This is a genomic window from Neglectibacter caecimuris (assembly GCF_034335015.1).
GTDB classification, from domain to species: domain Bacteria; phylum Bacillota; class Clostridia; order Oscillospirales; family Acutalibacteraceae; genus Acutalibacter; species Acutalibacter caecimuris_A.
Genome location: NZ_JAWXXK010000013.1, coordinates 1 through 26267, shown reverse-complemented (window position 1 = coordinate 26267; position 26267 = coordinate 1). Strand labels below are relative to the sequence as shown.

At 51.5% G+C, this 26267-nt stretch carries 27 protein-coding genes, 4 tRNA genes and 1 pseudogene; 6 read left to right on the top strand and 26 right to left on the bottom strand.

The annotated features are described in order from the left end of the window. Positions 1 to 347 precede the first annotated feature (347 nt). From U8T64_RS13700 to ectB, 5 genes are all read right to left on the bottom strand, one after another. A complete protein-coding gene (locus U8T64_RS13700) occupies positions 348 to 2147 on the bottom strand; it encodes a type 2 periplasmic-binding domain-containing protein (protein ID WP_322184385.1) in 1800 nt (599 codons plus the stop codon). A gap of 176 nt (positions 2148 to 2323) precedes the next feature. Continuing rightward, positions 2324 to 3268 carry a carbohydrate ABC transporter permease gene (locus U8T64_RS13695; protein WP_322184383.1) on the bottom strand — a complete coding sequence of 315 codons (945 nt, stop codon included), beginning with the start codon at positions 3266 to 3268 and terminating at the stop codon, positions 2324 to 2326. 30 nt (positions 3269 to 3298) lie between these two features. Next, positions 3299 to 4267: an ABC transporter permease gene (locus U8T64_RS13690; protein WP_322184381.1), complete on the bottom strand. Its 969-nt coding sequence runs from the start codon at positions 4265 to 4267 to the stop codon at positions 3299 to 3301. Between the two features lie 925 nt (positions 4268 to 5192). Continuing rightward, a complete protein-coding gene (locus U8T64_RS13685; protein ID WP_322184379.1) occupies positions 5193 to 5834 on the bottom strand; it encodes a hypothetical protein in 642 nt (213 codons plus the stop codon). 36 nt (positions 5835 to 5870) lie between these two features. After that, positions 5871 to 7142: a diaminobutyrate--2-oxoglutarate transaminase gene (gene ectB / locus U8T64_RS13680; protein ID WP_322184377.1), complete on the bottom strand. Its 1272-nt coding sequence runs from the start codon at positions 7140 to 7142 to the stop codon at positions 5871 to 5873. Here ectB and U8T64_RS13675 point away from each other — a divergent pair. Continuing rightward, a complete protein-coding gene (locus U8T64_RS13675) occupies positions 7123 to 7431 on the top strand; it encodes a hypothetical protein (protein WP_322184375.1) in 309 nt (102 codons plus the stop codon). The two genes, ectB and U8T64_RS13675, sit on opposite strands and share 20 nt — an antisense overlap. A 16-nt stretch (positions 7432 to 7447) precedes the next feature. On the opposite strand, the gene U8T64_RS13670 is transcribed toward U8T64_RS13675, so the two are convergent. Together U8T64_RS13670 and prfB are read right to left on the bottom strand one after the other, a co-directional pair. Beyond that, the gene (locus U8T64_RS13670; RefSeq protein ID WP_322184373.1) at positions 7448 to 7948 is read right to left on the bottom strand and encodes a GNAT family N-acetyltransferase; all 501 of its coding nucleotides are present in this window, start codon (positions 7946 to 7948) and stop codon (positions 7448 to 7450) included. A 72-nt stretch (positions 7949 to 8020) separates the two neighbouring features. Beyond that, positions 8021 to 9148, bottom strand: coding sequence for a peptide chain release factor 2 (gene prfB, locus U8T64_RS13665; protein WP_322184371.1), 1128 nt, complete (start codon positions 9146 to 9148; stop codon positions 8021 to 8023). A 299-nt stretch (positions 9149 to 9447) separates the two neighbouring features. On the opposite strand from prfB, the gene U8T64_RS13660 reads away from it, so the two are divergent. The 4 genes and pseudogenes from U8T64_RS13660 to rpsR all read left to right on the top strand — a co-directional run bounded on the left by U8T64_RS13660 (position 9448) and on the right by rpsR (position 11963). Further along, positions 9448 to 10494 carry an RING finger protein gene (locus U8T64_RS13660; RefSeq protein WP_322184369.1) on the top strand — a complete coding sequence of 349 codons (1047 nt, stop codon included), beginning with the start codon at positions 9448 to 9450 and terminating at the stop codon, positions 10492 to 10494. Between the two features lie 236 nt (positions 10495 to 10730). Next, a pseudogene (gene rpsF, locus U8T64_RS13655) lies at positions 10731 to 11015 on the top strand (30S ribosomal protein S6); the annotation flags it as partial. Positions 11016 to 11206: 191 nt separating this feature from the next. Beyond that, positions 11207 to 11671, top strand: a complete 465-nt coding sequence (locus U8T64_RS13650) for a single-stranded DNA-binding protein (RefSeq protein ID WP_322184367.1) — start codon at positions 11207 to 11209, stop codon at positions 11669 to 11671. Between the two features lie 43 nt (positions 11672 to 11714). Continuing rightward, complete coding sequence (gene rpsR / locus U8T64_RS13645; RefSeq protein ID WP_322184365.1) at positions 11715 to 11963, top strand: 30S ribosomal protein S18; 249 nt, start codon at positions 11715 to 11717, stop codon at positions 11961 to 11963. 76 nt (positions 11964 to 12039) lie between these two features. On the opposite strand, the gene U8T64_RS13640 is transcribed toward rpsR, so the two are convergent. The 14 genes from U8T64_RS13640 to U8T64_RS13575 form a co-directional block, all read right to left on the bottom strand. After that, entirely contained in the window at positions 12040 to 12510 is a 471-nt protein-coding gene (locus tag U8T64_RS13640) for a hypothetical protein (protein ID WP_322184363.1), read from the bottom strand. A 298-nt stretch (positions 12511 to 12808) separates the two neighbouring features. Continuing rightward, on the bottom strand, positions 12809 to 13306 hold the full coding sequence (locus U8T64_RS13635; protein WP_322184361.1) for a SprT-like domain-containing protein: 498 nt from the start codon (positions 13304 to 13306) through the stop codon (positions 12809 to 12811). 50 nt (positions 13307 to 13356) lie between these two features. Continuing rightward, on the bottom strand, positions 13357 to 13812 hold the full coding sequence (locus tag U8T64_RS13630; protein WP_322184359.1) for a hypothetical protein: 456 nt from the start codon (positions 13810 to 13812) through the stop codon (positions 13357 to 13359). Between the two features lie 59 nt (positions 13813 to 13871). Beyond that, positions 13872 to 14309 carry a LytTR family DNA-binding domain-containing protein gene (locus U8T64_RS13625; protein ID WP_322184357.1) on the bottom strand — a complete coding sequence of 146 codons (438 nt, stop codon included), beginning with the start codon at positions 14307 to 14309 and terminating at the stop codon, positions 13872 to 13874. A gap of 734 nt (positions 14310 to 15043) precedes the next feature. Beyond that, positions 15044 to 15469 carry a hypothetical protein gene (locus U8T64_RS13620; protein WP_322184355.1) on the bottom strand — a complete coding sequence of 142 codons (426 nt, stop codon included), beginning with the start codon at positions 15467 to 15469 and terminating at the stop codon, positions 15044 to 15046. 377 nt (positions 15470 to 15846) lie between these two features. After that, complete coding sequence (locus U8T64_RS13615) at positions 15847 to 16362, bottom strand: GNAT family N-acetyltransferase (RefSeq protein WP_322184353.1); 516 nt, start codon at positions 16360 to 16362, stop codon at positions 15847 to 15849. A 32-nt stretch (positions 16363 to 16394) separates the two neighbouring features. Then, positions 16395 to 17171, bottom strand: coding sequence for an ABC transporter permease (locus U8T64_RS13610; RefSeq protein WP_322184351.1), 777 nt, complete (start codon positions 17169 to 17171; stop codon positions 16395 to 16397). Positions 17172 to 17305: 134 nt separating this feature from the next. After that, positions 17306 to 18109, bottom strand: a complete 804-nt coding sequence (locus U8T64_RS13605; RefSeq protein ID WP_322184349.1) for an ABC transporter permease — start codon at positions 18107 to 18109, stop codon at positions 17306 to 17308. 11 nt (positions 18110 to 18120) lie between these two features. After that, positions 18121 to 18909, bottom strand: coding sequence for an ABC transporter ATP-binding protein (locus U8T64_RS13600; RefSeq protein ID WP_322184347.1), 789 nt, complete (start codon positions 18907 to 18909; stop codon positions 18121 to 18123). Between the two features lie 319 nt (positions 18910 to 19228). Next, positions 19229 to 20206 carry a choloylglycine hydrolase gene (bsh, locus tag U8T64_RS13595; protein WP_322184345.1) on the bottom strand — a complete coding sequence of 326 codons (978 nt, stop codon included), beginning with the start codon at positions 20204 to 20206 and terminating at the stop codon, positions 19229 to 19231. A gap of 210 nt (positions 20207 to 20416) precedes the next feature. After that, positions 20417 to 21085, bottom strand: a complete 669-nt coding sequence (locus tag U8T64_RS13590) for a manganese catalase family protein (RefSeq protein ID WP_322184343.1) — start codon at positions 21083 to 21085, stop codon at positions 20417 to 20419. Positions 21086 to 21218: 133 nt separating this feature from the next. After that, positions 21219 to 21374: a hypothetical protein gene (locus tag U8T64_RS13585; RefSeq protein ID WP_322184341.1), complete on the bottom strand. Its 156-nt coding sequence runs from the start codon at positions 21372 to 21374 to the stop codon at positions 21219 to 21221. 11 nt (positions 21375 to 21385) lie between these two features. After that, positions 21386 to 21724: a winged helix-turn-helix domain-containing protein gene (locus U8T64_RS13580; RefSeq protein ID WP_322184340.1), complete on the bottom strand. Its 339-nt coding sequence runs from the start codon at positions 21722 to 21724 to the stop codon at positions 21386 to 21388. Further along, the gene (locus U8T64_RS13575) at positions 21717 to 22154 is read right to left on the bottom strand and encodes a cyclophilin-like fold protein (protein ID WP_322184338.1); all 438 of its coding nucleotides are present in this window, start codon (positions 22152 to 22154) and stop codon (positions 21717 to 21719) included. The genes U8T64_RS13580 and U8T64_RS13575 overlap by 8 nt, the downstream gene beginning before the upstream one ends. 545 nt (positions 22155 to 22699) lie before the next feature. Between U8T64_RS13575 and U8T64_RS13570 the strand changes: the two genes are divergently transcribed. Further along, entirely contained in the window at positions 22700 to 23587 is an 888-nt protein-coding gene (locus U8T64_RS13570; protein WP_322184336.1) for a LysR family transcriptional regulator, read from the top strand. Here the strand turns inward: U8T64_RS13570 and U8T64_RS13565 are convergent. The 5 genes from U8T64_RS13565 to U8T64_RS13545 all read right to left on the bottom strand — a co-directional run bounded on the left by U8T64_RS13565 (position 23556) and on the right by U8T64_RS13545 (position 26143). Then, on the bottom strand, positions 23556 to 24950 hold the full coding sequence (locus U8T64_RS13565) for an MATE family efflux transporter (RefSeq protein ID WP_322184334.1): 1395 nt from the start codon (positions 24948 to 24950) through the stop codon (positions 23556 to 23558). The genes U8T64_RS13570 and U8T64_RS13565 overlap by 32 nt on opposite strands. Before the next feature lie 784 nt (positions 24951 to 25734). Next, positions 25735 to 25811: transfer RNA gene (locus U8T64_RS13560), tRNA-Ile, on the bottom strand. A 52-nt stretch (positions 25812 to 25863) separates the two neighbouring features. Then, positions 25864 to 25939, bottom strand: a tRNA-Asn gene (locus U8T64_RS13555). A 27-nt stretch (positions 25940 to 25966) separates the two neighbouring features. After that, positions 25967 to 26041 (bottom strand) — tRNA-Glu (locus U8T64_RS13550). Between the two features lie 26 nt (positions 26042 to 26067). Next, positions 26068 to 26143, bottom strand: a tRNA-Lys gene (locus U8T64_RS13545). Positions 26144 to 26267 lie beyond the last annotated feature (124 nt).

The following is a 26267-nucleotide window of genomic DNA, read 5'->3' as shown; positions in this document are numbered from 1 at the left end:
ATTCCAATTTACCGAACAGTTCCCCACTGTCATTCTGAGGAACATAGTGACGAAGAATCTCGACCTTTATTCCGGGAAAAGGAAGAAGGACGAGATTCTTCACTTCGTTCAGAATGACAGGGTGGAGAGTGAGCGAATAACCGCTAAATTCCAATTTAGCACAACTGGGGCCTTGACCTCTAACTGCTCATTCCTCATTGTTTATTGTCCTTACGTCCTTTCCAAGCAACTGATTTCTCACAACTAACGAAAAAACAAACGGCTGCCTGTTGGCAGCCGTCCGCTTTTCAGTGCTTATTGTGTTTAAGCCGTAAAGGTGAAATCACCTGTGAAATCCACCAGTGAAATTACTTGTTCAGCTTGTAAACGTCATACTCGGCGCTGTAGGCACTGAAGCCCTGAGCTTCGATGTTGGCGTCGTGCTTGGCCTGGAAGACCTTGCACACTTCGTCGGACTGGCCATTGCTCTTCATGAAGTCGAGGGTTTCCTGCACGAGTTTGTCAAACTCGGCATCGTCCTTCGCCATGATGATCTTCGGCAGCATTTCCTTGGACTTATCCTTCAGGCTCTGGAACGCAACGCCCAGGTCGGTCTGAGGATCGATCTCGGAAGCGAGGCCGGTGTTCTCATCGGTCATAAACTTCTGGCCGATCTGAGGATTCTCTTCATCATAAGAGCACAGGTGAGCCTGAATGTCGATAACCCAGTCTTTCTTGTCGTCGGGCAGCTGATCGTTCAGAGCAAACTTGGTGCCGTCAACGTAGTCGGACTGAGCAGGCTGAGCCCAGAACCAGGCGCCGGTGGCGTCCTTTTCAGCAGTGCTGAACTCAGACTCATTCTTCTTCAGAACGGGAGCGCCGTTCTCATCGATATGATCCAGCATGGTGCCGCCTTCGGGACCATACTGCAGAATAACAGAGAACTCAGGAGTGAGCATGTAGGTCCACAGGTCGAAGATACGCTGAGGATCGGTAGCCTTCTTGGTGATGCAGTTTACGTTCCAGCCTACACCGCCGGTCTCATCGCCGTAGCAGAACTCAACGCCCTCCATGGGGGGGAACTGAGGAGAATCGGGGAACTGACCAAGCTTGTGGCCCAGAACTTCATAAGAAACTTCATTGTTGGTGTTCTCATGAACGATCTGACGGAAACGCTCGATCGAATCCTGGGAGAAATCGTACCACAGCAGAGCGGGACGAGCATTGGTCACTTTCTCCAGGAACTGGTCATGGTTGTCGGTGAAGACTTCTGCAGTGAACAGGCCCTCGTTAAACCACTTGTTGGCTTCCTTCAGAGCCTTGATGAAGTTCTCGCTCTCCAGGCAGTACTGAATGGTGCTGTTCTCCTGGGTGAAGAAGGTCTCAATAATGTTGGGCATACCAGTGGCACGATAGAAGGGCTGGTATACATAGTATGCGTTATCGGTCTGGGTGCACCAGAAGGGATATACGCTCTGGCCGCTGTAGGAGGTAGGATTGAGCTCCTTCACCTTCAGGGCATACTGATGCAGATCCTCAAAGGTCTCCAGCTTGGGAGAGCCAGCCTTCTCGTAAGTATCGGTGTTTACGATCCACTGATAGTTACCGCCGGTCGCGCCCTTACGGGACCAGTTGGGTACGCCGTATACAACGCCGCCAACAGCCTGCATGGCGCGGGCACCTTCGGTAACGTCCTGCTCAAAGGTGTTGCCCTCATACATATACTGAGCCAGATCCTGCAACAGACCAGCACGGGCGATCTTGTTCAGCATCGGGCCACGATCCAGAATGATGGACTCGGGCAGGTCGTCGGAAGAAACCATCAGGTTCAGCTTCGCGTCGGGGTCGGAGTCAGGTCCGTACCAGTTGACGGAGATGTTGAACTTGTCGCACAGGTACTTGGAAGTCTCGTCCTGTCCGAAGGTCTTGTTCCAGCCGGTGTAGTTGTAATACACGGTGAAATCATAGGGCTCACTGCAATCCGCAGGGCCGGTGGATACATTGGTATTCACCGGATCAGCCGCGCTGGACTGATTGTCGTCAGCCGGCTTGCTGGGGGCGGTGCTGGAAGTACCGCCCTGGCTGCTGTTATTATCGCCGCCGCAGCCCGCGAAAACGCCGGCTACCAGAGCGATGACCATCAGCAGAGCCAAAACTCTTTTTTTCATCTTTCTGATCCTCCTAAATTGGTTTCCTTCTCTGTATTCCAGAGAATGGATAAAAAATATTTATTCCAAGGGCTTGTGCCCTAAGAACCGAAAAATTGACAGCCTGTCGATTATAACAGAAGCCTTTTCAAAAAGCAAGACATATTACAAGAATGTCATTGCGGGTTACAACAGGCTTATCCCTTGATGGAACCGATCATAATACCCTTAATAAAGTACCGCTGCAAGAAGGGATAGATGGCAACGATCGGTACGATAGAGGTGATCATGGTGGCCATAGTGATAGAACGCACATTGGTGGCTTTGCCCAAGGCGGCGTTGCCTATGGCGGAAGCATCGGCGCCCATAGCAGCCAGCCTCTCTGCGAACTGCGCCTCGTTTACGATCTGCAGCAGAATCGAGGTCATGGGCTTCAGGTTAGGATCGGTAATATACACGTAGGTGGTATACCAATCGTTCCAATGGTACACGCCGAAATACAAAGCGATCGTGGCAATGATAGGCGTAGAAACCGGCCAATAGATCTTAAAGAAAATCGTAAAGTAATTGGCTCCGTCAATACGAGCTGATTCTTCCAACGCATCCGGAACCGAAGAAGAGAAATAGCTTCTCATCAAGATCATATTCCAGATATTGACCAGAGCAGGAAGAATATATACCCAGAACGTGTTATTCAAATGCAGAGTCTTGATCAGGAAGTAACTGGGGATCAGACCGCCAGCGAAATACATAGGGATCAAGCATAGCATGGTATACACTTTTCTGCCCGCCAGAACCTTTCTGGAAAGGGCAAAGGACATAGCGCCGGTGATCAGCAAACCGCCGATCGTACCGATCAGGGTACGGGCGATGGTGATGCCGTAGGCCATCCAGATGGTCTGCTTGCCGAAAATATTCTTGTAGTTATCAATGGTGAACCTTCTGGGGAAAATCGTAATGCCGCCCAAGGTGGTATCGGAAGCATAGTTCAAGGAAATTGCCAGAGAGTTCAGGAAGGGATACAGAGTAGCACAAAACACAACTACCATGATCACAACCATGAGAATGATGATCACATAATCGCTGGCTACCTTTTTGACTTTCATTTTATGATGCTTATTTACTTTTACATTTTCTGCCATTGGGTAGAACCCCCTTTCTCTCTTATTCTGTTAGAACAGCGCACTTTCACCGGCCTTATCCGCGATCCAGTTTGCACTGAGCAGCAGGACAAAGTTGATAACCGCCTTAAAGAGGCCGGCCGCGGTTGCAAAGGAGAAGCGGCCCATAGAAACGCCATAGCGGAACACGAAAGTATCGATGACGTCGGCATACTCAGTAAGCAGAGCGTTGCCCATATTCTTCGTGAGCATCATGATCTGGTCAAAGTTGGCGTTCAGCACGCCGCCGACATTCATAATAAGGAGAAGGATAATGGTGGGCTTGATTGCCTTGATGGTGATGTGCCACATTTTCTGAGCGCGGGTGGCGCCATCGATATCAGCAGCCTCATACATCTCGGCGTCTACACCGGCCATGGCCGATATGTAAATGATGGAGTTCCAGCCAAGCTCTTTCCAAATATCGGTAAAGAGAGCCAGTCCCCAGAAATAACTTCCGGTTTCAAAGAAGCCGATCGGTTCCTTGATCAGGCCGAAATTCAAAAGCATTTCATTTACCGCGCCTTCTCTTCCCAGAAAGTCAAACATCAGCAGTGCGCATACGGTCCAGGAAATGAAGTGAGGCAGATAACTGACGGTCTGCACCACTTTTTTGACTCCCTGCTGATGCATTTCATTCAGAAATACCGCAAATACAATAGGGCAAACAAAACCGATGGTCAATTTCAAAAGGCTGATCGCCAACGTATTTCTCAACGTTTTGAAAAAGTTTGGATCGCTAAACAAAGATTGGAACTGCTTGAGGCCTACCCATTCGCTGATACCGGGGAAATCACCGAGATGGAATTCCTGGAAGGCCATAACCAGGCCGTACATGGGCAGATAGCTGAAAACCAACAGCAAGATAATGCCCGGCAGAACCAGAACCTGAAGGTCCCATTGCTCCAACGCCCTTTTGAAAAAGCTGCGCCTTTTCACTGGGGCCTGCATCACAGCAGCGTTTTCTTTCTTCAATCTCATCACTCCCAGAGCTGCTTCCACTCTCAAAAGGAACACAGCTGTTTTTCGTAGTACAGGGGAAGATCCCCCTCCAGCATAAGGTAAAGTTCTTGGCAATCCCTCCTCTGTACTCGGTAACAAGGTGACCAGGATCCCATAACAACGGCAAAGCCGTTGTTATCCGGAAAACCCCTGCAGGGGTTCTGTTCCGGACGTCTGTAAAAAACCACAGCAATTTTCACAAACGTTGTTCACTTCTACAGGTAATTATATAGCGAGGGGGCTGAAAAGTCCACCCTTTTCTTGAAAAAAGTAGTTACTTTTTTGTTACTTTTCTCTAAATCCGCTTAAAACCTAGCATTTTTTGCCCTAAAAACAGCAGAAAAACAGGTCATATTCTCCAAAAAGCAGAGATCTTGATGCCTGATTTTTGAATTTGTGCAATTTTACAAGGTTAGATCGCGACCCCGGATGAAGTTCTCCGAATAGAAGATCGCACACTGGCAGATGAGCCGCCAGTGGTGAGGGAAGATAATGAGCAGCTGAGAAGGCCAGTTGTTAGTTGTTTAGAAAGGGGAAAAAGGGCGAGATTCTTCGTCGCTATGCTCCTCAGAATGACAGGAGGGGACTTGTACCTCTCTAACGACTAACATCTAACAACTAATTACTAAAGGGCGAGATTCTTCGTCGCTATGCTCCTCAGAATGACAGGAGGGGACTTGTACTTCTCTAACGGCTAACATCTTAACAACTAATTACTAAAGGGCGAGATTCTTCGCTTCGCTCAGAATGACAATAAGGGGACTTGCTCCTCTCTAACAACTAACATCTTACAACTAACGACTAGAGCGTTAAGCTATAATTCACTGTTTTACTCTTATCAAAAAAACAAACGAACCTGAAGCCTAAAAATGCCTTCAGGTTCGTTTGTTTCCTAATAAAAACGCTATTCCTTCCAGGTCTCCGTGACAAGCTCCAGAAGATGAACAGCCTTTCCCCCGCCTGTCACGACGCCTTTTACACAGCGATTGCAATAGCAGACCGCCAAAGGACAGGGATGTTTTTCCACCTGTTCCCGCATCAGCTGTTCTTCCGCTTCCGACGGAAGCTTGTAGAGCGGCGTATCGGGGAACCGGGCAAGCAACTCCCGGTTTTCCGGATTTCTCGGCACAAAATGAAGATTGCCGCAGAATACGGAGCTTTCCCGGTTTTCCTCCATTTCCAGAACCGCTATGCCCATTTTTCGCAGGCAGCTTCGCACCGCGTCAAAAATTTCCGGGTGCTCCCGATCCCGCCAGCAGTCCTGCACCGTGACAGTCAGGCCGCTGTAATCGGGCCAGGAAAATTCCGTATCACGATCCAGGTATACGAAAAGGTTTTCCGCTTTCTGCCTTCTGTTCCCCTTCTCCTCCAAAACTTCACGGCAGGCCTGGCAGAAATAAACCACAGTTTTCTCAGAATAATCTGTTTGATCTACGCGGCAGCAGCCCGCCACCGGCATTCTTTTTTCCAAAAACGCCTTGATTCTCTCAGCCGCCTCTGGGCTTGCCGCCGTGAAATTACAGCTTGGGAAATATACATAGCTCATACAAAACCTCTGGAAGTATCATCAAACAAAAAGCCGCTAACCCAAAACGGTTTTTACCGCATTTTTCAGAATTTCCAGACCCTTACGCAGGGTTTCCTCGTCGATCAGCAGCTCGGGCATGACCTTGATCACCGCGTTGCCACGGCCTACCCGCTCTACGATCAGGCGGTTTTTGAAGCACTCGTCCAGCACCGCTTTAGAGGTTTTGCCGTCCGGGTCGCAGTGCCAGAGGTCTACTCCCCACACAAAGCCGATGCCCCTGGTTTTAATCTTTTCCGGTGCGATGGCCTTGATCTCTTCTAAATACCGGGCGATGATCTTTTCCTTTTCCCGCACCTTTTCCTCCACATGCTCCTGAAGCATCACTTCCAGGCCGGCCTTCGCCGCCACCATGGAAAGCTGATAGCCCCGGAAGGTGCCGTTGTGCTCACCGGGCTCCCAGATATCCAGCTCCGGCTTAAAGAGCACCAGGGCAAAGGGCATGCCGTACCCGCCGATAGACTTGGACTGAGTCACGATATCCGGCACGATGCCCGCCCGTTCAAAGGAGAAGAACCAGCCGGTTCTGGCACAGCCCACCTGAATATCGTCCACGATCATCAAAATATCGTGGCGGTCACAAATGTCCCGGACGCCCCGCAGCCATTCCACAGAGAAGGGATTGATGCCGCCATCCGCCTGAACGGTTTCCAAAATAATGGCGGCAGGCTTTTCCACGCCGGAATGATCGTCGGTCAACAGAGTTTCCATATACTTCAGGGTATCCAGCTCCGGGAACATATACGGGGCGGGAAGATGGGTCACGTTGGTCAGGGGAACGCCCGCCCCCGCCCGGGAAGAGGCGTCGGTAGTCAGGGCGATGGAACCCAGGGTCATGCCGTGAAAGCCGCCCATCATGGCGAAAATGCCGGGGCGCTTTTTCACCTTTCTCGCCAGCTTCAGAGCCGCCTCTACCGCATTGGTGCCGGTAGGGCCAGGAAACTGGATCTTATAATTCAGCCCCCGGGGCTTTAAGATCTTTTCCTCGTAAAAAGTAAGAAAATCCCGCTTGGGCGCCGTGTACATGTCCAGGGCGTGCATCACGCCGTCGCTTTGGAGATAGGAGACCACCTTTTCCTTGATGTAATCATTATTGTGGCCGTAATTGAGGCCGCCGGCGCCGCAGAAGAAATCGATATACTCCTTCCCCTCTTCATCATAGAGGAAGGGACCCTTGGCGGTGGTAAACACCGTGGGGAAGTTGCGGCAGTAGGAGCGCACCTGGGATTCGTACTCTTCAAAGGGCCTTGTGTTCATTTCCGTGCTCATTTTGTTACCATCCTTTCTACCACGGACGCTGCCCGTGATTCAGCGATCTACGCCTTCGACTGTTCTGCCGGAAGCGGGGCTGTTCGCAGGAAAAGGCCGTTTCAGCGTTTTCCTGCCAGCGGCAATGGGCCAATGCTGTTTTTCGTTTTATTTTGGCCCAGTTCAGGGCATGTTTGAAAAATCGCAGCTATCGCTTTTCACTCTTTTCAAACAAGATTCAGTTTACCATAAATTTTCCAAAAAGGAAACCCTCTTTTCCGAAAAAACCGGAAAAGAGGGAAAAGTTTAAGAATTCACCTCAAAACTCAGCTGGAAAAGAAAAACACGTCGCCGGGGGTGCCGTCGGAGTAGGCGATCTTTCCGCCCATGCTTTCCAGATGGAAGCTTCCCTGGGTATACTCGCCCACCACGCGGTCCCAAAACGCCACGGAGGGCAGGTTCTTCGGGTGGCGCTTCAACTGCCAGGTACCCTTGAACCTGTCAAACAGCTGGAAGGCCGCCCATTTGCCCAGACCGCAGCGGCGGTATTTGTGCATCACGAAGAATTCCGACATGCAATAATCGGTCTTCCCCGCCTCGGGGTAGTTGTTGACCATGGCAAACCCGGCCAGCTTTCCGTCCGCCTTTAAGAAGAAGGCCCAGCGGCCGTCCTCTGTCCAGTAGCCGTCCAGATAGGAATAGCCATACAGCCCCAGCGGATTCACGTCTTCCAGTTCAAACTGAGAAAACTCATACAGGTATTTTTCCAGCAAATTGCGGAGGATCTCTTTTTCATCTTCCTTTACTGATACGATTTCAAATTTCATACAATTTCCTCCTTTTTCACTTTTGATACATAAACGCGCTGCCTCTTTTTCAGAAAGCGGCAGCGCGCCAGATCATTCGATATTTTCTCCCAGGGTGCCCTGACTCTTCGCCGCCAGGTAAGCGTTGATAAAGCCATCCAGCTCGCCGTCCATAACGGCGTTCACGTTGCCGGTTTCAAAGCCAGTGCGGTGATCCTTTACCATGGTATAGGGCATGAACACATAAGAGCGGATCTGGCTGCCCCAGGTGATCTCCTTCTGCTCGCCCTTGATATCGGAGATCTTTTCCAGGTTTTCCCGCTCCTTGATCTCCACCAGCTTGGAGATCAGCATTTTCATGGCCACGTCTCTGTTCTGGTACTGGCTGCGCTCCACCTGGCAGGACACCACGATGCCGGTGGGAATATGGATCAGCCGCACGGCGGAGGAGGTCTTATTGACCTTCTGGCCGCCTGCGCCGCTGGCACGGTAGACCTCCATTTTGATATCGTCGGGATTGATCTCTACCGAATTGTCCTCCTCGATCTCCGGCATGACCTCCAGAGAGGAAAAGGAGGTGTGGCGGCGGCCCGCCGCGTCAAAGGGAGAGACCCGCACCAGGCGGTGAACGCCCGCCTCGCTTTTGAGATAGCCATAAGCGTTCTCCCCCTCCACCAGAATGGAGGCGCTTTTCAGGCCGGCCTCATCGCCGTCCAGGTAATCCAGTGTGGAAACCTTGAAGCCGTGGCGCTCTCCCCAGCGGTTGTACATGCGAAACAGCATTTCCGCCCAATCCTGGGCCTCTGTTCCGCCGGAGCCCGCATGGAAAGTGAGAATGGCGTTGTGGCTATCGTATTCCCCGGTGAGCAGAGTGGAAAGCCGCATGGTTTCTGCCTGAGCCTTGATGGCGTCGATCTCCTCCTGGGCTTCCGGCACCAGGGACAGGTCCTCGGCCTCGTCCCCCATTTCGATCAGCGCCATGGCGTCCTCCGCCCGGGCGCAGAGCTTCTGATAGGTCTCGTCCCGGCCCTTCAGAGCGGCCATGCGCTGAGTGATCTTCTGGGCTTCAGCCATATTGTCCCAAAAGCCGGGCTCGGCGGACTTGTGTTCCAGCATCTCCACCTCTTCCCGCAGCTTCTCAAGCCCCAGGGCCTCTCCCAGCTCTTCAAGAAGTTTCTCCTGCTCCTCCAGCTGGCGTTTTAACTCTTCAAATTGTAGCATAAGCTTCGGCAACCTTCCTTTATCGCTAAAAGTCAAAAAAGAGAATTTTTCGATATCCTGTTCTTGTCATGTTTTCAGGAAAATAAAGTTATAGTTATTATACCGAAAATTGCCGGACTTGTAAACATTTTTTCCCAGAGTCTTCACCGCTTTTCTTTGATAATTATTAACAATCTGAAAATTTGCGCTTATGCGCATTGCGCTTTGAAAAAAAAAGTGTAGAATAAAAGGTAGAAAACGGCATCATGGGAAAACACGGACGCCGCAAAAATCGTTTAGGAAAAGGAATGGCTTTCGCTATGTTTGATTTCACCGGCATCAAATGCCCTGTGTGCGGCGTACCCTTTGGGAAGGACGACGATATTGTAGTCTGCCCGGAATGCGGGGCGCCCTATCACCGGGAATGCTATCATCAGGCTGGAGAATGCATTTTTGAAGACCTGCATAAGGAAGGAAAGGAGTGGGCTCCGCCCGCCCCGCCGAAGGCGCCTGATCCCACGGCGGAGATCAAAGATCGGGAATGCCCTGTATGCGGCACCCTAAACGGGAAAAGCTCTCTCTTTTGCAGCCGGTGCGGTACTTCTTTGCTGGGGGAGCCGCAAAAATACAGCAACACGCCACCCACGGGCTCTGTTCCCGGCTCACAGCCGCCGCCCTTTTCCGCGCAGAGAACCGCTTATTCCAATCCTGTGATGCCTCCCTTTGGGTTTGACCCCATGGGCGGCGTCAGTCCGGCGGAGGTGCTGGACGCCGATATCACCTTTGGAGACGCCTCAAAGCTTGTCAAGCAGAACACCGCCTATTATATGCCCGTATTTCAATATATGAAGAGAACCGGAAAAAACAAATTCAATTTCTCCGCTTTTCTCTTCTCCGGGGCCTGGATGCTGTATCGTAAGCAGTACAAATACGGCGCGGTGGTCACCGGGCTGATGTTTGCTTTGTATCTCGCGTTCCAATGTGCCAACTGGCTGGTGGCTTATCCCGCCATGACGGCATTGGCTGCCCAGGCGGGACTTGATCCAACGCAGATCTATTTATTCACTGACGAGCAATATTTTGCCATCTCCACTTTGGCGGCACAAAATCCCACCGTTCTTTTTCAGTTGATGCTGCCCCTTCTGGTATTGCTGCTGATCTTTGCCTGTATGATCTTTGTGGGGGTGCGGGGCAATAAAATGTACATGAATCACTGCGTTTCCACCACACGGGAGATCAAGGCGGAGGGAACAGACGGCGATCCCGCCATGGCCCTGCAGATCAGGGGCGGCGTAAATTCTATGGCCTCCCTGGGCGTGGCTGTCGCTTATTTTGTACTGCGTACCGCCATTCTTCTGCTGCTTTGAGAAAAAACGCAGCACATTTCAAAAATCATGCATTTCCGAAAGCTGCGCGGGCATGGGAGAATTTTTTCCAGGTCCGCCTGTTTTTTCTCATTTTCCTTGACTTTTTCCCTGTTTATGGTATAATAGTCAAGCTGTTTGAAGCTGTGCTTCAAGCGGCGTGGAGTTTCCAAAAAGCTCCTTGCTCCGCGCAAAACTGAAAGTGCGGGGCCAAAAGACCAAAAGGAGGTGCAATACAAATGGCAGATGGAAAGAACCTGTATGAGACCGTTATCGTCACTTCCGCCAAGCTTGGCGAAGAGGGCAACGCGGAGCTCGTAGAGAAGTTCAAGTCTCTCATTGAGAGACACGGCGGTACTGTGCAGAGTGTTGACGATTGGGGGAAGCGCCGCTTCGCCTATCCCATTCAGAAGCAGACCGAGGGCTACTACACCCTGATCAATTTCGAGTGTGAGCCTGACTTCACCGCCGAGCTGGACAGACGGTACCAGATCACTGACGGTATCCTGCGCACGCTGATCGTGAAGCGGGATCCCCGCCACCTGAACGCCCAGAAGCCTCAGAAGCCCCAGAAGGCTGAAGAGAACCACATCGACGTGGAGGCCATCGCGGAAGAGGCTGTGGAAGCCGCTCCTGTGGAGACCGCTCCCGCCGAGGCCGTGGAAGCCCCTTCCACGGAAGAATGATCCGCTTTTAAGAAAGTGAGTGCCTGATTATGCTGAATATTGCCGCTATTATGGGAAGGCTCACCGCCGACCCGGAACTGAAAAACACACAGACAGGCGTTTCCGTTACCAGCTTCACCCTTGCGGTGGATCGCTCTTATGCCAAGGCCGGCACAGAGCGGCAGACCGATTTTATCAATGTGGTGGCGTGGCGGAGCACTGCCGAGTTTGTTTGCAAGTATTTTACCAAGGGACAGATGATGGCTGTTTCCGGCCCGATCCAGACGAGAAATTACGAGGACAAGCAGGGCAACAAACGCACTGCCTTTGAGATCGTGGCAAACGACGTCAGCTTCACCGGCTCCAAGCGGGAAAGCGGCGGTTCGGCGGCAGGGGCTTACGATGGCGCTCCCGTGGGACAGCGGCCGGCATTTTCCGAACCGGCTCCCGCCTATTCCAGCGGAAGCAATGAAGATTTTGAGGAGATTTTGGGAGACGATGATCTCCCCTTCTAAAGACTTCTCAAAGTAATTTTGTGATAAAGGAGGCTTTTAGGCTATGGCTGATAGACCCGAAAGAGAGATCCGCCGCGGACGCAAGGGCCGCAAAAAGGTTTGCGCTTTCTGTGTAGACCGCGCGGAATTTATCGATTACAAGGACGTTGCTAAACTGCGCCGCTTCATCTCCGAGAGAGGAAAGATCCTCCCTCGCCGTGTGACCGGCACCTGCGCTTACCACCAGCGCGCCCTGACTGTCGCGATCAAGCGCGCCCGTCATCTGGCGCTGCTGCCTTACACCAGCGACTGAGCACCGTAAGCGCGGTTTCTCTGTACAGATCAAAAGAGCTTCCCGGGTTTTCGGGAAGCTCTTTTTTCTTTTCCATTCAGGCATGGTTTACAAGCTTTACGAAGGCTTCGGCGGACATGGCGGAACGATAAATCACCGGGGAGGCTCCTGCCGTATCGATCTCAGGCAGGTAAAAATCCACATAGTCTCCGTTGACGTCCACAATGGCAGTGAGAGACAAGCCTTCGCCGGTTTTGAGAGAAGCCTCCCGCATGACGCCGGCATCGTCTAAGGTATATTCCAGCCCTTTTCCGGTGATTTGCAAATAGTAATCCGGATAATAGGCAAACATGGAAAAATCCTTTTCAAGGGGCTTGGCGTCCAGCAAAACGCCGGCAAAGGCGTCCATGCGCTCCCGCTTTTCCTCCGTGCTGGCATTCAAATGGATCAGCTTCAGGTTTTCTCCGTAGCCCCGGGACAGATCCAGCTGCAGGGAATCGGGATTTTTACAGCCTGCCAAAAAGCAAAGCATACAGCCGGCCAAAAGCGCGGCAATCAGTTTTTTCAAGAAAATTCCGCCTTCCAAAGTAGCAGTGTTACAAAATGATGCTTTTAAGGCAATACCGTACTTTGTGCGGTATTGCCTTATTATTCTACCCGGATTTTGCGGAAAAGTCAACTTACGGCGGCAAGAGCCTTTTACTAGGGGTTGTTTGAAAATAGAGGAAATGCCGAATTTTTGTACAAGGCGAGACGGTTTCAAGGCGGAGGACCACAAGACGGGCTGATGCCCGTCTTGGATTTCCAACGCAGGAATTCATCCGCTTTGGGCAAAAAGACGGCGTTTGCGTTTTTTCAAACAACCCCTAACCGCCGATCACCGACCTTTTCAGCTTCCCGCCGCATTTACAGCGGTAGCGCCAGGGCTGCTTGACCGCCTTTGATAATCGGGAGCGGTAGATTTTTGCTCCGCAGCTTTGGCATTCCAGCACATATTTGATGGGATCCCGGCGCAGGGGGCCGCTTTCCCCCTCCACGGGCGCCAGCCGCTGAATGGAACAGCCCAGGGCTTCCCCCGCTTTTTTTGCATAGGCCTTCCAGCGCTCTCCATGGTTCCGGCAGCCGGGGCAGGTATGCAAAAGCTCATGGATCAGGGTCTGCCTGAGCTTTTCCGGCTGCGCTAGCAGCATGGCGGAAATCTCAACGGCATAGCGGCCGTTTTGAAAATAGCAGCAGCCCAGCCGCCGTTTGGCCCGGCTGTTCACGCGAACCTCCGGCTCTATTTGATGAGAAACAGGAAGGCCCAGGCCCCGAAGGGTCTCGGCCGTCTCCGCTAAAGCGGCGTTCAGTTCTTCCCGCGTCATTCCTCTCTCCCCTTTTCCTTCCTATAGTATAAGAGGAGAGAAGAAAAAACTCAAGAATGTTTTTCCCGCTTTTCCTGTTTTTCCCGATACTGCCCCAAAAGTCCGTCGTACTTTTTCGCACTGACCCAGAAGCAGAACTCAAACCCAGCGCAAATCAAAACAAAGCAGACGAGGAAAATCGCATAGAACAGAATCCAGGCCGAAAGATTTCCGGCCGGAACCCAGCCAAACCACACTGCGCAGACTGTGACGATCAGCAGCATAGGCAGAATGAAGAGTACAAGCCGCAGGGAATACCGCATTTTTTTAATGACCCGGCCGGAGAAAAAAATGAACTGCAAGAGCGTGATCCCCGCCGCCATCAGAAAAATCTGAAACAGACTGACGATCTTTACTGTTTCCTCTCCCACCAACCAGCTGACGGTGAGAAAGATCAGCATGGCGGCGGTAAAGCACAGGCAAAGCCAGGACTTGAATTCTACTACAAATTGAAAAAATTTTTTCACTGGAATAACCTTTCCTTTCTTCTCAGGTTTGGATTCTTGAACAAAAATTCCCGGCAGGGCTACAGGCCCAGCTTTTTTCGGATATAGGGCACATATTGCCGGGAGACGATCAGTTGTTCTCCATTGCTCATGGTGAGCTGCATTCTGCCGCCGAAATCTGGCCGCAGAGAGCGGATCTCGTTAAAATTTACGATGGAGGACTTGGAGGCACGGAAAAAATCACCAGCGGAAAGACGATCTTCCAGCTCATACAGCCGCAGAGGCGTTTCATAGACACCCTCGGCCGTATAAAGAAAGGTCCTTTTATCCGCCGTATCGATATACAGCACCTGCTCCATTTCCAATAAGTAGGTCTGCCCGTCCTTCTGACCGGAAAGCTTTTTGTCAAAGCTTTGCAGCAGGCTGATGAGCCTTGTAAGCTGTCCTTCGTTTTTCCGGCAGCGAATAACGACCTCGGTTTCTGTAAATTGTTCTCCCTCTTCAATGGAAAGCCGCATGGCCTTTCCTCCTTCCTGTGATCACAATTTCAGTATATCCGGGAAGCTATTCGAAATCAACCGATTTTTCCCCACCTGCTGAAATTGGGGCGTAAGCTGCAAAAGGAAGCGCCGCAAAAGACTTTCCTTCGCGGCGCTTCCTTTTTTAGAGGCTGGGTATTGGATTTCGCAGAGATAATGAGCAATGAGTAATTAGCAATGAGCAGTGAAGGGCAGGCAAGTCCCCTCTTCTGTCATTACTAAGCAAAAAGTGCTTCGCACTTTTCTAACGAAGAATCTCGTCCTTAGTGCCTGAATAAAAGGGCAAAGGGCGAGATTCTTCACCGAGAGAGCAAGATTTCCTTGCTTTCTGTTCAGCAATGACAGGAGAAAAGCAGGTGGATAAGCGCTAAATTACAGTTTATCGCACACCCATGGCTTTCTCGCCTGTCGGCTCGGTCGGTTCGCACCAGCGTCCCACCGGGACGCGCTCACCCCTGAAAGGGGAGCTGTCACGGCTTTGCCGTGACTGAGGGGTTCCGACAGTATAGCAGAAAAAGCAGGTTTTATGCAGAATTCCAGCGAGCTGGAACCTCTCCACCACCTATCGGCGGTCCCAGAAGGTTGCAAAGCAACCTTCTTCCCCTATTCAGGGGAGGCAAGAAGGTGCTACTATTCGTTAGCTCTGCAAATTCCAATTTGGTGCCTTTCAAGATATTTGCTCAAGCGCTGGGATACGCCCAAAATGCGGGAAATCACCAGATGAATTTATAGACCAAGGCGCATACGACCCAGCCCAAATAACCAATAAAAAGAGGAAGATGAGTAAAAGCAAAGATAATCATATAAAAATCGAATCCGCCTACTATGATGGCAATAATCTCAAAAGCTTCTCCCTTTTGCCTTTTTGCACATCTGATTTTCTTTGCCACAGGCGGCAATATCACAGAAGCTAAGCTAAAAACAAAAAAAGCAGCTATGAATATTCCCCCGCCAACTTTAAAAAACAATTCAAGAAACACAATTCCCAATATGGCGACAGTCAGTGAAACGATTGACCAGACCGACAGTTTGACAGATTTATTTTCCGATACAGGCGGCGGCAGCGCTGCCCCGCACTGGCGGCAGACTTCTTCCCCATCGCCGCAGACCGCACCGCAGCTTTGACAGTTTTTAGACATGAGAAAACCCTCCTGATTTTTCCTTGTTTTGCAACTTCCTTTAAATTTTGGCTGTGCGTATTACATATTTCTATTATAAACTGTTTTCTAAAACAAGTCAATTATTTTATCGTTGAATATTTGTATAAAACGAACTCAGAAATGGCAATTCTATTTCATTTTAATGTAAAAATCAGTCTTGCCTGACAAGGGTAATCAAAGCTATCGCAGCAGAAAACCACGCCGCGGGCTTTTGAGTCCGACAGAGTGGTTTCACATTTTGGTATTTTGTTGTTTTGCTTATGGCGGCTTCCCATGACAAGGGTAATCACGCCCAAAAGGGAGTTTTGCAGAAGCAGGAGGTGTCTCCGGGCCTTGCGGAGCAGCTCTCCCTCACTTTATTCTGCTTTGACCGCTACATACCGGTCATGGGGCATATCCACGCCCCGGTAGTGCTTTGTCCAGCTGTCCTTTACGGTCATGCCGTTTCGGAGGGCCACCCTCTGAGAAGCGGTGTTTGTGTCCCGAATGATGGAACACACCTCATTGGCCCCCAGCGTTTCAAAGGCGTACTGCTTGCAGGCTGTCGCCGCTTCTGTGGCATAGCCCTTGTGCCAGCAGTCCCGCCGGAAGAGATAGCCGATTTCCAGCACCTCACTGTCCTTCCAGGGCTGCATGGTAAGCCCGCACTGCCCAATCAGCTCTCCGGTTTCCTTCAAAAGCACCGCCCACAGGCCAAAGCCGTACTGTTCGTAACGGCCAAGCTGCCTGTCCAGCCATTCCTGCACTTCTTCGTCCGTAAAGGCCCCCTCGTAGGCGTACATGGTCTTTTCGTCCTGTAAAATTTTGCAGAGAGCGGAAAAATCAGACTTCTTCAGCTCCCGCAGGGCCAATCGCTCAGTTTCCAGTACCATCAATATCTCCTTTCCTTTAGGGGGATCACGCCTTAAGAACCGGTGGATTTATAATGCCGCACGCCGATCCGCCATATGAGGTAACAGGGAAGAAGGAACCACGCCGCGCACAGGGGCAGGAAAATGAAAAAGGAGTTGGTTTCCCGGCCCAGAAGATACAGCAGCGGGTAATACTGGGTGAGGGCATAGGGCACCGCAAAGGTGGTAAATTGCAGCACCCGCTTTCCGTACACACTCCAGGGATATTTTCCGTGCTCCTTTCCCCCATCGGTAAATACATTAATCACTTCCAGCCCCTCGGTGGTAAAGAAGGAAAGGGCCGCGCACAGCACGAAAATGGCGGAGAAGAGCAGCGCCCCGCCCAGCACCATGAAAATCACCGTCAGCGCCTTGGGGAAATTCCAATCCACCCCGCAGGTGGCGATGGCATAGGGCAGCAGGATCGCCACCTGAAGCACCCGGCCCAGCCGGGTAAATTCGATCCGACCGGCGAGAACCTGAAACACCGTGTTCCGGGGACGGACCAAGATCCTGTCAAACTGACCGTTTCCCAGCATGACATCGAACCGATCAAAGCCCCGGGCGAAGAACTCTGCCACATAGAATTGCAGCAGAACCACCGTATAACACAGCAGCACCTGGCTGTAGGTAAAGCCCTCAATAACGTGGAACCGCTGGAAGAGGAAAAAAATTCCCAGGAACATGTTGATGGTCACCAGGGCCTGTCCCAAAAGCGCCAGAAAGAAGGAAGCCTTATACTGCATGGCGCTTTTTAAGTGAATGGCAAAATATTTTCGATATAATTTCATGTAGTCCTTCCTTTCTCAAAAGCCTTCTCTCGCTCTTTTGATAACGCCGTGAAAAACCCGGTGCTTTTCCGCAGGAAAAGACGGCCTTCTCAAGGCCGAGGGTCTTTCACAGAGGTTTTCCCATGGAAAACCTCTTATCCTCCCAACAGCACGGTGCGCTTTATGGCGGCACGCTCCATCAGCTTTCCGATGAGAACAAGGGCAAATAGCCAGAACACCTGCAGGGCCACCGTTTGATAGAGATAGGCGCCGGCAATGTCCCCGGCGTAAATGCGCAGAGGAGCGTTCATGGTAGAGGCAAAGGGCAAAAGCTCCACCGCCTGCCGGACGCCGTCAGGCAGAAACGGCAGGGGGATCACCTGGCCGCAGAGGAATTCCGTCAAGGTTGCCGCAATGGCCCGCACGCCCTCTACCGCCACGGTAAAAAAGGCGGTAAAGTAAATGAGCTGGCACAGGGCGGCCGCCACCAGCGTGCCCAGCACTGTGGAAAGCAGTGCCCAGAGAAGTTGGACCAGATCGGGCGGCGGCGCGATGCCGTAAGGAGCGGGCAGAAGCGCCGCCACGAGCAGCACCGGAATACACCGCAAAGATGCCTGTGAGACCCGCCTCGCCACCGTGCGGGCGAACCACATATTGTAAACGCTCACCGGACGGCAAAGCTCGTATGCCACGCTCCCGGTGCGGACAGACTCAAAGATATCGCCTTCAAAGCCCCAAGGCTGAAACAGCGCCAGAAAGGCCTGCTGAAGCCAAATGTAGGTGGCCGTGGCCTGAAGGGTCATGGGAAATGCGTCAGGGTCGGAACGATAAAACGCCTGATAGGCCAGAATCAACAGCCCGCCCCACACAAACTGGGTCACCAGCCCTGCCAGGGCGGCGATCCGGTATTGCAGGCCTGTGACAAACCGAAGCCGGAAGAAGGAAAGATATTTTTTCATTTCCCCGCCTCCTATAGATCCAGCTCGTGGTACATCTCAGCCAGGGCCTGGTCGATGCTTTCTCCCCCGCGCTGAATGTCGCTCAATGTGCCGTCCAGCAGAATGCGCCCTTTCCCGATCAGGATCACCCGGCTTGCCAGCGCCTCAATATCCTGCATGTCGTGGGTGGTAAGGATCACCGTGGTCTTTTCTTCCCGGTTCAGTTCCTTGATAAAGTCCCGCACCGCCAGCTTGGATACTGCGTCCAGGCCAATGGTGGGCTCGTCCAAAAACAACACCCTGGGACTGTGCAGCAGAGAAGCCGCGATCTCACAGCGCATTCGCTGGCCCAGAGAAAGCTGACGGGTGGGCGTGCGCAGCAGCTCGGAAAGGTCTAAAAGCTCCGTCAGCCGGGAAAGGTTCTTCCGGTACAGCTCTTCGGAAACGTCGTAGATCTCCTTTAAGAGCTCAAAGGAATCGATCACCGGCACATCCCACCAAAGCTGGGAACGCTGGCCAAACACCACGCCGATCTGCTTTACGTGCTCTCGGCGCTCCTTCCAGGGGATCCTGCCATCGATGCGACAATCGCCTCCGTCCGGGGTCAAAATACCGCTGAGGATCTTGATGGTGCTGCTCTTCCCGGCTCCGTTGGGGCCGATATAGCCCACCATCTCCCCCTCCCCGATGGAAAAGCTCACATCGTCCAGAGCGTGGATCTCCTCGTACTCCCGGTGAAACAAGGCCTTTACCGCCTGGGAAAACCCGGCGTTTCGCTTTGCCACCCGGAAGGTCTTTCGCAAATGGGAAACCTCGATCATGAAAACACTCCTTCCTCGTTCTGCAAACTGCTTTTTTCAGAAGTGGTAACGGCACTCCAACAGGACGTGCCCCGGAGGAATTTTCCCCCAGGGTAGCCAAGCGTGTTCACATAAGATGAGTACGCGCCTTGAATATCACCCGCCGCTTTCCGCTTTTTTCGCTGACACGGCACGAAAGAGCGCAAAATCGGCAGGGTATTCATTATAGTGGGAGCTCAGGCGTTTGTCAATCTATTTTTTGCTTCCCGCTAAAAAGCGCAGGGCACAAGGAAAATTCCCCCGGCCCCGCGCCTTTTCCTATTTTCACTTTTTCCGCCTGTCAATTTTCCCGAAAGATCTGCTGTTCCTTCCGAAGGGGAAATTCGATCAGCTTTGAGCACTTCAGATTTACGTTACGCAGACTGACTGCTGTGATTTGATGGTTGGAATAGGTGGTGTAATAATAAATTCCCCTTTCCGCGTCGATACAGCAGCTATAGGTGGTGATCTCGTATCTGCCGTCCGGCACAATCACCGCCCCGCGCACCATGGAAACAGAGCCGAGCAAATGAAAAAATTGAGTAAGACTGCTTTCATCGTCCTTTTTACAGTCGGAATTCAGTAACAGGTAGGAAGCTTTTACAAATCGTGATGGGGAAGAAAAATCTCCCGGCAGCCCAACGCTGCCCTGCCCCAGGCTGAAGGGCTTCAGGCCCGTCACCGTATGAAAGCAGTTATCCGGCTGCTTTGGCGTGAGGTTCATATACTGACAGAGATTTTGCATGTGAAATTCAAAGGGCGGATTGTTAGTCATGATCCCCACCGGGTTTTCGTAAATACGCATACCGCAAGCGGTGGCCTCCAGAACAATGGAACCGGTTTTGTCCGCAATGTGCCAGTGCAAGGTCGCAAGAGGTACCTTCTCGCTGAAGGGGATCGCTACCAGGCAGGTATTTTCCAAGAGCTTTCTTGCTTCCGCAAGACTCGCGCACCTCCCCAAAAGCCAAGGGATCAATTCAAAGGGAGAAATATTGGCCTTACTGCTGTCCATGACGGTGGAATAGTAGGCGTTGTCCGGGAAATTCAGACCCGCTATACAAAGTCCCTTTTCATTGGCAGCTTCCGCATACATCGGGTAGCCCCCCATTACGGTAGCCATGCCGATCATAGCATAATGGCTTTTCATTTCTCCCGCCTTGCGAAAGGAAAAGGGATAGTTGCAGGGCGTGATCACGATCCGCTCTCCGAATTCATACTGAAGATCCATATTCCTGCCGAAATAAAAATGATCACGCTTCATCGCAATGCTGGTGCACATAAGCTTCCCTCCGTTTTTTGCTTTTTTCTGGACTTTTTGCCAGTCTGAAAAGGATTTTTCTCAAATACTTCATATTCTTTATTATATCCACGGAAAGTGCTCAGTATGCCGAAGGCGCGCTTAGGCACACGGCAAACATGTAATCCGGGCACACAAATGCCCATTCCATGGAATGAGCATTTGTGTTTTCCATATTCTGCAAACTGGGCTTTATTGAAAAGACGGCGGTGTGACCGCTGTTTGTGAAAAGCTATTGTCCGCTGGTGACGGCTCAGACATACTGAAATACATCTTCGCCGCCCTGGTCGTGCCAAAATCACAGTTTGAACCGGTATTCTGCACCTTGTTGAAGGCTTCCCGGAACATTGCGTTGTGGGCTTCTTCCCGATTCAAAAGAAAATCAATGGTCTCTTTCACCTTTTTATCTTCGATTTGCCGGTACAGATATTCGTAAACCACCTTTGCCCTTTGTTCAGAGGCGATATTGGAAAGCAGATCGGCACAGAGATCTCCTGTTACCGTAACGTAATCGCCTGTCCAGGAGTAACCGGAAGCATTGATCAGCCCGGGGTTCAATCCCAAAAGCACGTGGGATTGTATTTCGCCTGCGGGCACCGCCGCCGCGTCTATATCGTGACCGTTGAGAAGATTTATCGTCTGGGCTACCATTTCCATATGCCCCAGCTCTTCCGCCGCGATATCCAGAAAGAGGTCCTTGATTTCCAAATCTTTGATCCGAAAGCTTTGAGACATATACTGCATCGCGGCCTTCAGCTCACCGTTAGCTCCGCCCAGCTGTTCCTGAAGCAATGCCGCGTATTGGGGGTTCGGACGTTCCACCTCAACCGGGTGGAACAACATTTTTTCATGCTTAAACATCGTCTTTCTTCGCCTTTCGCTTTTCTTCCTATTGTTCCTGACTTCTCCGTTTCTATTCCGGATACGCTGCTTCAAAAAAGAAAAGCCGCTGAAAGAGCAACTTCTTTACCGACTGAGCCTGCCAACAAATATTCTATTTCAAGATATCTTTTGGAGCTTCGGGGCGTTGTCTTGTTCTCCGCATGGCCCTGACCCACTCGCTGTAGGGCATGCTGAGAAGCAGCAGACGGCAAAACAAAATTACTGAACCCAGCAATACGATCCCCGTTACCATCATCGCGATCCACATAGTTCTCACCTCTAACAGGCTTTGTACTGCGGCTCTTCTCCGAAGATCAGCGGGGCCTCCGCTTCCAAGCGGTAGCCGACACCATGAACGGTAACGATGTATCTGCCAAAGCTGCCCAGATCCCTGCGCAGCTTTTTGATGTGAGAATCCACCGTGCGGCTGCTGCCGGGAAACGCATAGCCCCATACTTCCCGCAAAAGGCGTTCACGGCTCAGTGCCGTGTTGGGATATCTGAGAAAATACAGCAATAAATTTCGCTCCACGGGCGTGGTGGGAACCCTCTCGCCGTCTACCTTCAAATATTCTTCGGTGCAGAGAAGGCTGTGGTTTTTACTCAGAAAACTAATCATGGAAAATCCTCCTTAACCGGGGTTTGACAAACGGCACACATGGTTTTGCAGAACATCGTTGTCTTTGCCAAGTGAAGCGGTTATTCTCTAAAGTAAAGGTCATGGTGACGCTGCCGCTGCCGAAGGCCTCCAAAAGCTCTTCTCTTGTTACATTCGGGATCTTTCCCAGCCGGATAAAGTTCCAGTGATTGGTATCGTAATATACGGTAATGGAGCTTCCCTGATAGAGGATCACATCTCCCGGCTCGGTGGTGATGGGCTCATCGTTGGTGGGAAGGCTGGTTCCCAAAGGGCCTACCTTCTCGAAATTTCCGTAGTCCTGCATTTCAACGGTAACCGGGCCCTGCTCCAGCAGCTCCCGAAACGCTTTCGCGGAGGAATTCTCCACAAACTCGACGGAAAATGAAATTCCGTTTGCTGTAATTTTCATAACCGCTTCCTCCCATTCTCGTTCTGAATTTATGCTGCTTTCCAAAGACTCCGCCGGTTTCGACTCTGGGACAGACACAGCCGGCAGCCGCTCCGTATCCAGTATTTCGCTTTCTGACCGCGAAAAGGCCACGCTTTCTGTGGTGCTTTGGCCCCTTTCTGTTATGGAACTCTTGCTTTCCCGATCGTTTCCGCCCGCTTTCTCCGCACCGCAGGCACTCAGCAAAACCGGCAGTAAAACCGCGGTCAGCAGCAAAATAAGCTTCTTTCCCACGGCGGATCACTCCTTTCCCTTTTTCTGCTGCAAATCCATTTCATAAAGCAAGTAGTCCAGGCAGTCAATACGCTTCTGCACAATGTGCAGCTCCTCCAGCAGCCTGCGGCGTGCGCCCTGTTATGGCCCTCTCCTTCCGCTGTTTTGCTTTCTTCTATTGTAGCGCTGCTTTACACAAATAACAAATACTTTGATTTTATAAGCAGCCATGCTTTACAAGCATAGCGATTTTTGCTATACTGATTTTACTTTCTATAGAAAGGCTGATCGTTATGGAGCTTCGAGTGTTGCAATATTTTCTGGCAGTGACCAGAGAACAGAGTATTTCCGGCGCCGCGGAGGCGCTGCATTTATCTCAGCCCACGCTGTCGCGGCAGCTGCGGGATATGGAGGAGGAGCTGGGCAAGCAGCTTTTTGTACGGAGTAACCGCAGAATCACGTTGACCGAGGAAGGCATGATCCTGCGGAAACGGGCTGAAGAGATCCTGGAGCTGGTGCAAAAGGCGGAGGACGAGATCACCGCCGCCAGTGCGCCGATCGCCGGGAGCATTACAGTGGGCGCTGGAGAGTTGGACGGGGTGCGGATCCTTCCGCGGGCAATTCAAAGGCTTCGGGAAAAATATCCACTGGTGCATCTACATATTGTCAGCGGCGACCGTGTTACTGTGACAGAGGAGCTGGATCGGGGTCTCATTGATTTCGGACTTCTGTTCGGAGTGATCGATACAACCAAATATAGCGCCCTGAAGGTTCCCTGCACAGAGCACTACGGCGTGCTGATGCGGAAAGATTCTCCCCTGGCCAAATACGAAATTCTCGACCCGAAGGAGCTTTGGGATAAGCCGCTGATCGTATCCCGGCAAAGCTTGCACGATGAAACCGTTGCCGATATTCTGCACAGTGAGGATAGACCGCTGAATATTGCGGGCTCTTACAACCTGCTGTTTAACGGCTCCCTCATGGTGGAGGAAGGCATGGGCTACGCCCTTGACCTTGACAGGATCATCAATGTAAGCGGGAACAGCCCCTTGACATTTCGGCCCTTGAAGGATCAGACGCCATTTTCCCTGCATCTGGTTTGGAAAAAATATCAGCATTTGACCAAGGCGGCGGAAAAATTTCTGGAAACTATTTCCGAGCTGCTAGCACCGGAGCCATAGGCTTTCCAGTTCTGTTTTCCCCAAGGGTTTTACCAGAAACACGCCTCCACAGAATGACCCCCAAAGGAAGCGATAAAAGCTCGGCTGCGGCAAATGCCAGCCAAACAAGCTCCAGACTGTGAAGCGAGGCTGCCGCCAGCACAAAAGCCGTTGGCAGGATCGCCTGCTTTGTCAACGTAAGCGCCATACTGCACCCGCCTTTACTCAGGCCCTGAAACGCTGAAGCCAGCACCATACCGGGAATGGAAAAAAGCCAGGTCAGGGCAAAAATGCGCAGGGCGGAAATGCCCGCAGCAAACATTTCCGGAGAAGCGTCAAACAGTCGCAGGATCGCGGCAGGAAGCAACTCCAATGCCAGTAGAAACACGGAAAATATTCCAAAGCCATAGCACATGGCCCATTTTACTGTCCCGTGGACCCGCTCAGGCTTCCTCGCGCCGAAATTGAAGGCGATCAGCAGGATCTCTCCCAGCGTGATCCCATGAACTCCCACAGTAGCTAACCCCTGAATTTTAAGACAAACACCGTAAACCGCTACCGCGGTGGTGGAAAATCCAATTAAGATAGAATTCATCACAATTCCCAGCAGCGAAACAACACCTTGTACCAGCATAGTGGGAATACCCACCTTCAAAATGGCGAAAATGCTTTTCCAGCTGGGCTTCAGCGTAAAGGCAATGGGAATTTCCCGATTCAAAGTGCGGTTGACCAGAAATCCGGCTGCACAGCCAGCACACTGGCCGATCACAGTGGCCAATGCCGCGCCGGCAGTACCCATAGCAGGAACGCCAAGCCAGCCAAAGATGAGAATGGGGTCTAAAATCAAATTGGTAATGGAGGCGGCGGAAAGCGTCAGTAAAAACAAGCTGGAACGTCCGCTGGCGATCACCATACGGTCAAACACCCACTGCCCCATCTGACCAATGGAAAAGAGCATACAGATCTGTAGATAGGCGGTCCCATATTCTTCGATCACAGCATTGCCACCGGCCTGCCACTTAAAATACGACGCAACGATGGTCAGCCCAAGTACAGCCAACAGAATTCCGGCGCACAACGCCAGAAACAGCGATGCGGAAGCGGCCCGCTTGACGCCTTCCCTGTCTTTCTCCCCCAGCGCTTTGGAAATCACGGCGTTTAAGCCCACCGCAATACCGCAGCCCACCGCCGACATCAGCATCTGCACAGGAGAGGCCAAAGAAAGGGCAGTCAGCGCATCCTCCGACACGTGGGATACAAATACGCTGTCTACAAAATTGTACAAAGAATTGATCAATAAGGATAGCATCAGCGGCACGCCTGTCTGAAGCACAAGCCTGGATATTTTCCCGGTCCCCATTTTATTTTCCGTATTCGCCGACATTGCAACTCCTCCTTGAGCTCCTTCTGTTCCGATACTTTCATTTTACACAGAGGGGTTGTAAATGTCTAATACTTATATAGCATTTGTTTGAATGCTCAAAAAGCATGGGGAATCGCAGCGCTGGATACAGCGAGGTTCCAACTACCTTTGCCAGTTTGATCTGACAAAAGCGCCCAACCGCAGAGGAAGCCAAAAAGTTTGCTCCTGCTTGTCATTCCTGAAAAAGCATCTTCTCTTTAAGAACACCTCGCCTTTCAAACCCATAGAAAGGGCAAAAGGGCGAGATTCTTCGCCTGCGGCTTAGAATGACAATAAGGAAGCTATCCGTTAACAGAAGCTACCACATGCTTAATTCCGTCCTTTATGACTAATCTACACGCTTTTATCTTGAACTCTTAGCTATATGTCCTTTTCATTCTGAAGATCTTTTTTCTTTTCTCTCTTTGTGGTGTCCTCTTCTACCGTACAACTTTCCTTAATGAAAAGTGAAAAAGTAAAAACCGCCAAGTCTCTTTGAGGCTTGGCGGTTTTTGGTGGACCATCAGGGACTCGAACAGGTGCTACGCACCTGCCGGCTCAGCGACCGCTAAATTCTTAGCGGTACCCGCTTCGCCCCTCTTCGGGGGAGAATATGCCGGTGGCATATTCTCCTATCCCTCAGACCCTCACGGGTTCGAGTCTCTGAACAGGAAAAACAGCCGATTCGCCCAATGGGCGAATCGGCTGTTTTTGGTGGAGCATAAAAAGCAAAATCCGAACTCTTTGAGTTCGGATTTGCACTGTTTGGTGGACCATCAGGGACTCGAACCCCGGACCGACCGGTTATGAGCCGGTTGCTCTAACCAACTGCGCTAATGGTCCAAATATAAAAAAGCACCGCCGCTCATTTTCAATAGCGGCGGCACTTTTCTTTTGGCTCCCCCTGTTGGACTCGAACCAACGACCCTGCGGTTAACAGCCGCATGCTCTACCGACTGAGCTAAGGAGGAATATCTTGGCAATCAAAAGATTGCCGATGGTGACCCGTGCGGGAATCGAACCCACGTTAACGGCGTGAGAGGCCGCTGTCTTAACCGCTTGACCAACGGGCCATAAACTGGCTCGCAGCCAGCTTGAGTGGTGCACCATCAGGGACTCGAACCCGGGACACCCTGATTAAGAGTCAGGTGCTCTACCAACTGAGCTAATGGTGCATAAAGATTGTACCCTAAAAACTGAATAAAGCGGGGGAAGCGAATAGAAGGTGAGGTAGGTGGGAAAGGCCAGTTGCCAAAGAAGGCAATGGTCAAGCCCTCGGCCTATTAGTACTGCCAAGCT